Below are 6,765 nucleotides of genomic sequence, written 5' to 3' on the forward strand. Positions count from 1 at the left end.
ACGGCCACCCAGGAGAGAAACCGACGATCAAGGCCCTGGCTGATCCCCAGAAACCAGAAACTGGGGATTTTTCATCCAGCACTTTTGCGGACTTTTCATCCAGCATTTACACCAGTTCGTCCAGTTCCCCGAAGCCATAGGCCACATCCCTGCCGTCAAATGAAACGGTCAGTTCGCCTTCTTCGATATCGATCCGGTCGATGACTCCCAGATCACCATTAAAAACGTCCCGGTCATAATCGTTGGCGATCTGCATCACCTTGTCTCCCGGCCCGTAGGTCCAGCCGAACCGCTCGACCTTCACCTCGCCCGGCGGGTTCAGCGCCTGCTGCAATTCGACATTCAGCGACCGCGCCCCAAGCCCACCCCGGTTCATCGGACACAGCACCTGCACGTCCCGAACCGGGTCCAGCCCGAACCGCGCCGGGATGCGGTCCTTCACCACCGCCAGCAGCCTGCGCAGCCCGACCTCGGGCTCGGCCGCTTCGATGAAATAGAAGTCCGATCCCTCTTCCGCGCTCAGTTCGGGCATCCTGCCCTCGTTGATCCGGTGGGCATTGGTGATGATCCGGCTCTGCGCCGCCTGGCGGAACACCTCGGTCAGTCGCACCACAGGTACAGCACCCGAGGCGATGATATCGGCCAGCACCTGTCCCGGTCCGACCGACGGCAACTGGTCCACGTCCCCCACAATCAGCAGAGCCGCGCTGTCAGGCAAAGCGCGCAGCAGGGAGCGCATCAGCAGCACGTCCACCATGCTGGCTTCGTCCACGACCAGCAGATCGCAGGTCAGCGGGTTGGTATCGTCCCGCTTGAAACTGCCGGTCGCCGGATCCGTCTCCAACAGGCGATGAATGGTCTTGCTCTCCAGCCCCGTGCTTTCCGACAGACGCTTCGCCGCCCGGCCGGTCGGCGCACAAAGCTGCACGTCAGTGCCCTTGGCGGTCACGATCTTCAGGATGGCGTTGACCAGCGTGGTCTTGCCCACACCGGGGCCGCCGGTGATCACCAGCACCTTGCTGCGCAGGGCAAGGCGCACCGCCTCCTGCTGGCTGGGGGCGAGGGCAAGCCCGGTCTTCTTCTCCACCCAGGCAAGCGCCTTCTCCTCCTCGATCTCCGGCCAGGGCGGGCGCCCAATGGTGCAGGCGCGCAATCGCTCGGCGATGCTCTGCTCGGCGCGATACAGGCCGGTCAGGAAGATGCATCCCGTCTCGCCCACGCTGTCGGCCGTCACGTCGCCCGCTTCCAACTCCAGCGAAAGGGCCGTCTCGATCAGAGGGGCGCCGACCTCCAGCAGTTCGGCGGTGCTGGTCAGCAGTTCCCCGACAGGCAGGCCACAATGCCCCTCGTCCATGGCCTCGCTGAGCGCGTAGGAGATTCCGGCTCTCACCCGGATCATGGCGTCGGGTGCGATCCCCATCTTCCGGGCGATCTGGTCGGCGGTTTTGAACCCGATCCCGCGAATATCCTTCGCGAGCCGGTAGGGGTTCTCACTGATCAGTTGGACCGCATCCTGACCATAGGTCTTGAAGATCCGCACCGCCCGCGACGTGCCGACGCCGTTGCTGTGCAGGAACAGCATGATCTCGCGGATCACCTTCTGGCCCGCCCAGCCCGCCACGATTCGTTCAGCGCGCTTCGGACCGATCCCCGTCACCTCCCGCAGGCGGCTTGGCTCCTGTTCGATCAGGTCGAACACCGCTTCGCCGAACGCCTTCACCAGCTTCTTGGCATAGACGGGACCGATGCCCCGGATCATGCCGGAGCCGAGATAACGCTCGATGCCCTCGACCGTGGTAGGGGGACTGGCCTTGAGGAACTCCGCCTTGAACTGCAACCCGTGGGTGTGGTCGTTGAACCAGCGGCCGGACATCTGCACGAACTCGCCCGCCGCGATCATCGCGGCATGCCCGACCACGGTGACCAGATCGCGGTGGCCCCGCACCTTCACCCGCAGGACACAGAAGCCGTTCTCGGCGTTATGGAACGTCACCCGCTCCACCAGACCGGCCAGGGCTTCGGATGACGATGTGGCCGCTGCCTCCCTCAAGGGAAACGTCGCTCAAGGACGGAGTCGGAGGAGCCGATGGCCATGTGGCATCGTAACACGACTTCCCTCCCGAAGAACCGCACCTCCTTCCACCCATCCGATTACGTACGCGATCGCCGCCGATCCCCGCCTTCCGTGACTTCGTGCTTTTCCGACCGTCCGGGGCTTTGCCCAATGCTTCCGGAACACTCCGGAGAACATCAATGGAAGCACGCGGCAAGCCTGTCCGGATCGAGGTCATCCTGCCCGACGATGACACCGAGACGCCCCACATGACGGACGCCAGCGTGCTGCGCCTGGCGCGTCTGATCGGGCGCCAGATGGCCCGCGAGGACCATGAGCGCCAGAAACGCGGCCGACGCCGCCGTCAAGCCGATGCCGGACAGAAATCGTGATTATCGTATTGTCGAATTGACTACCGCCCGGAGGGCGGAGCCAGGGTAACCTCTTTCGCCTTCCCCTGCCGAAAGACCAGCCTGGAGTCCCGCCATGATCCGTGCCGTGCTCTATGCCCGCTATTCCTCCGACAACCAGCGGGCGGCCTCGATCGACGACCAGTTCCGCATCTGCCGCGAGCATGCGAAACGCGAGAAGTGGAAGGTCGCCGGCGCCTACAAGGATGCGGGCATCTCCGGGGCGTCGATGATCCTCCGCCCCGGCATCCAGACCCTCCTGCAGGACGCGCAGCGCGGCGAGTTCACCGTCGTGCTGGCCGAGGCGCTGGACCGCATCAGCCGCGACCAGGCCGACGTGGCGACCCTGTTCAAGCACCTGAAGTTCGCGGGGGTGACGATCGTCACTCTGGCGGAAGGCGAGATCAGCGAACTGCATGTCGGCCTCAAGGGGACGATGAACGCCCTCTTCCTCAAGGACCTGGCGGCCAAGACCCATCGCGGCCTGCGCGGCCGGGTCGAGGAAGGCAAGTCCGGCGGCGGCCTGTGCTACGGCTACAAGGTCATCAAGAAGCTGGACGCGCGGGGCGATCCGATCCGGGGCGACCGCGAGATCGACCCGAACGAAGCCAATGTGGTGCGCCGCATCTTCCGGGACTTCGCGGCCGGCGTCGGCCCGCGCGCGATTGCGCGCACCCTTAACGACGAGGGCATCCCTGGCCCCAACGGCAAGCCATGGATCGACACAACGATCCGAGGCCACGTCCAGCGCGGCACGGGCATCGTGAACAACGAGCTTTACGTGGGCCGCCTCGTCTGGAATCGGCTCCGCTATCTCAAGGATCCCTCGACCGGGAAGCGGGTATCCCGGTTGAATCCGGAATCCGCCTGGATCACGACCGAGGTGCCGGAACTGCGTATCGTCGATGACACGCTCTGGCAGGCGGTTCGTGACCGCCAGGCAAATATCGCGGCTCAATATGTCAACGTCATCACGGCAGTCAGGAAATCGGCCGTGAACCGGATGAACGGCATGCGCCGCCCCAAATCCCTGTTCTCCGGGATGATCTTCTGCGGGGTCTGCGGCGGCACCTATTCGCTCCGCGAGAAGGATCGCTACGCCTGCTCCAACCGGGTGACGAACCGTTCCTGCCATAACCCGGCGACGATCCTGCGTTCCGAGCTTGAGGAGCGCGTGCTGGCCGGCCTCAAGCACAAGCTGATGACGCCTGAAGCGGCCGCTGAGGCGATGAAAGCCTATGCCGAGGAGACCAACCGGCTGAACCATGAACGTCGCGCCAATAGCGCCGGCTGGAAGGCAGAACTGGCGAAGGTCGAGAAGGGTATCGCGGGGATTATGACAGCAATCACCGATGGGATGTATCAGCCCTCGATGAAGGCCCACATGCAGACGCTGGAAGACCGCAAGGTCGAACTGGACGCCCTGCTCTCCTCCGAACTGGAGGATACGCTGGACATTCATCCGAATGTCGCAGCCGTCTTCAAGAAGAAGGTGGAGCGCCTGACCGAGAGCCTGAACCAGCCGGAGGACCGGGCCGAGGCGTCTGAGGCCGTCCGCGCGCTCGTGGAGAAGATCGTCCTGTCGCCGGGAGATAAGCGCGGCGAAATCTTCGCGACGCTCTATGGCGAGCTTGGGACGCTGCTCAGATTCGTGAACCAGAGGGACGCGAAATCGGGCAAGTCCTTGAAAGGACTTGCGAAAACGTCAATGTGGGAATCGGTGGTTGCGGGGGCAGGATACCCACGATTCTTGCGATTGGTAGATCGCCGTGTCCCTCGTCTCGTAGCATAGCTAAACGACTGCAAATTTGAAGGTTTATTCGTGGCTCCAATACGGATGCTCATCATTCCCAGTTCCGAGAGGTTCAAAAAGTCGTCCGGACGTCTCCCCTACGGCCAATGGAACAGCCGAGCGTCAAGGTCGATCGGCAGGTCATTGATCAAGGCCATGCGACGCCGGATAGCGTGGTAGCGCTTTCCGCCGTCCAACCTGGCCATCTGCTGGAAGAGGTCGACTGACAGCACCCACAGAGCACATGGCGGTCGGAGAGGCCGACTAAAAGCTTTTGCCGGAACCCAGCCGAGCATGGGATGGCGACTGGAGGCCTCCTGCTAATGGGTGGACCATTCCGCCACGCCTGGCAAGCCCACAGCCGTGGCACTACTCCTGCGATCCTGAAGTTCACGGCATCGAGCGTTTCTCCCTGCCCGCTCCCCCTGACCGCGCGAGCCGTGCGGCAATACCGCGCCTAACAGATCGGCGGTTATGGGGGGGCAAGCAGAAGGTCGGCTGCCGGGGGACTTCCATAAGAAATCAGATTACGAAATCTGCGTTACGATTTTGCTAAATGTAATGAATATACCTTAAGTATCAACGGTAGCGGCTGAATCATCACCATTGGTGCTAACTACAGCACTATCGACATCAGGATATTTTTCTTTCAAATATGTATTTGCGTAATCGCATAATGCGTTCCATATTTTTTCAAGTGTATTTTCTATATCTTGTTTATTCTTTAAAAATACTTCATCTCTTGCCCATTTTGTGGTTGTTTTTTGGGTGGCTTCTTCCCAATCGGTGAAAGATAACTTTCTGAATCTATAAAATAGTACCATTTTCGTTCGAGATAAAATTGGAGCTACATGACACTCTACAGGATCAACGGCCTTTATTTTCGGCTCCAATCTGATCGAAATATAAATGAACGGTAGCCCCGTTGTTGTTACCTTATATTCGCTTATTACGGTCCTCGTTTTAGAGACCATTTTAATATTATCAGCATTCCCGACAGATACAGTGAGAAATCTGGTTATTGAATTTAGATGGCTTTCAAAGTCAGGCGCGAGATATGTTTCTTGAGATTTGATAGGAGCCGCAAATAATTCTTCTGAAGGATTCTCATTTATCCATTTTCCTATTGTTGCGGACTCTGTAGGAATGTAGTCAAATGGAGTAATTTTTATAGAATATAATTCTCGTATATCTTCTAATATTTCTCGTTCTTCAAATGCGCCTTTGGTATTTTCAAGTATTTTTACAGCCTCTTCCTTGGTGCAAAACATTTTTTCAGCTAACAATACTCGATCTTTGAGTGAAAGAGTTTTCTCCGACTGGGTTGGTGGCGAGGAGTTTTCTAATAAGTAAGATCTAAGCTTCGCAGCTAATTCAACAGAAGATTCGCAGAAAATTTCAGTGTTTTTAGCTTGAACAACAAATAAGGGGGTTTGTCCTCCAGTGGCTTCAAATTCGTCAGAAATCGAACTCATGAGATCGCGATAACGCACAGGACCAGGTGAAAAATCTAATACTGCTGTGATAAGACTTTTTGTAAAATCGCTTATTTTTCTTGAAGCGTAAGAATATTCGCTTGATTGAGACGAAAACATAAAATAAATATTACTAAATTCACTTCCTGGAGACTTTAAATAATCTTCAAGTTTATTGTCATCTTTTATATACGTAACGCCAGAATGGCATGCATCAACAATTTTTACAAATAAGTCAGGGCTTAAGCTGCGAAATATACCATCTAGCTCGGTATTAGATAAAGAGGTTTTGTTCTTTTTTCTCGCATCATAATCCGACAGAAGATAGTGGAAATCATTTCCATCAAAATTACCATGTCCTGTGAAATAGAAAACTATTTCTTCAATCGGTGAAGACCGGTGCTTATCGGCAAACTCGGACAAGCGATTTTTCACGATTGAACTCGAAGTATTGGACTGATCTACAAGTTGAAGTATATCATCAAATCTTCCAGAATGCTGTAGTATTTCGGAAATTGCAGCTGCATCATTCTTGCAGGCGGGCAAATTGTTTAGGGGATTTGTATAATCCGCAACTCCAACAACTACACCTAACCTTGCCATGTCGTTTCACCAATCTTTTATTAGTATATAAATTGCACTTTAATCGTCAGAATTGAAATTGGAAAGACCCTACCTAACGCGGACAGCTGTGGTGTTTTCTGACAAACGCTGCTGCGCATGCGACCCAGCCTATACGAAGCTTGGGCAAAAACATCCAACGTGTTCCCTTTTGCTATGTCCGCAATAGGGAATAAAGAAATTTGCTCAGTAGGTCCGACATGAGGCGAGAGCAGCATAGCCTCTCCAGATGCTTCGGCCAATTCTTTCAGCCATTAGCCCATCTTATTCACGGCATTGAGTATTTTGCGTGGATTTTTCTGCTTTTGTGGTTTGTGCGCGCGGGATCGCACCGAGTTGAGGCGGTGTCATTTTGAAACGGTGCATAGTTGTGGCTGGGGTTGCAGGGACGGGGCGGGTTCGGGGGCGATAGCC

At 56.3% G+C, this 6,765-nt stretch carries 4 protein-coding genes; 2 read left to right on the top strand and 2 right to left on the bottom strand.

The window, feature by feature from the left end:
• Positions 1–106: 106 nt before the first annotated feature.
• Complete coding sequence (gene recD2, locus HLH48_RS22255) at positions 107–2,050, bottom strand: SF1B family DNA helicase RecD2 (RefSeq protein WP_246387718.1); 1,944 nt, start codon at positions 2,048–2,050, stop codon at positions 107–109.
• 203 nt (positions 2,051–2,253) lie between these two features.
• Here recD2 and HLH48_RS22260 point away from each other — a divergent pair, with 203 nt between their 5' ends.
• Both HLH48_RS22260 and HLH48_RS22265 read left to right on the top strand, forming a co-directional pair.
• Positions 2,254–2,445 (top strand): hypothetical protein, encoded by a 192-nt coding sequence (locus HLH48_RS22260; RefSeq protein WP_182999643.1) that lies wholly within the window; start codon positions 2,254–2,256, stop codon positions 2,443–2,445.
• A 94-nt stretch (positions 2,446–2,539) separates the two neighbouring features.
• Complete coding sequence (locus HLH48_RS22265; protein ID WP_182999644.1) at positions 2,540–4,255, top strand: recombinase family protein; 1,716 nt, start codon at positions 2,540–2,542, stop codon at positions 4,253–4,255.
• Between the two features lie 572 nt (positions 4,256–4,827).
• Here HLH48_RS22265 and HLH48_RS22270 read toward each other — a convergent pair.
• Positions 4,828–6,333, bottom strand: a complete 1,506-nt coding sequence (locus HLH48_RS22270; protein ID WP_182999645.1) for a caspase family protein — start codon at positions 6,331–6,333, stop codon at positions 4,828–4,830.
• Positions 6,334–6,765 lie beyond the last annotated feature (432 nt).

The organism is Gluconacetobacter sacchari (assembly GCF_014174255.1).
GTDB lineage: Bacteria > Pseudomonadota > Alphaproteobacteria > Acetobacterales > Acetobacteraceae > Gluconacetobacter > Gluconacetobacter sacchari.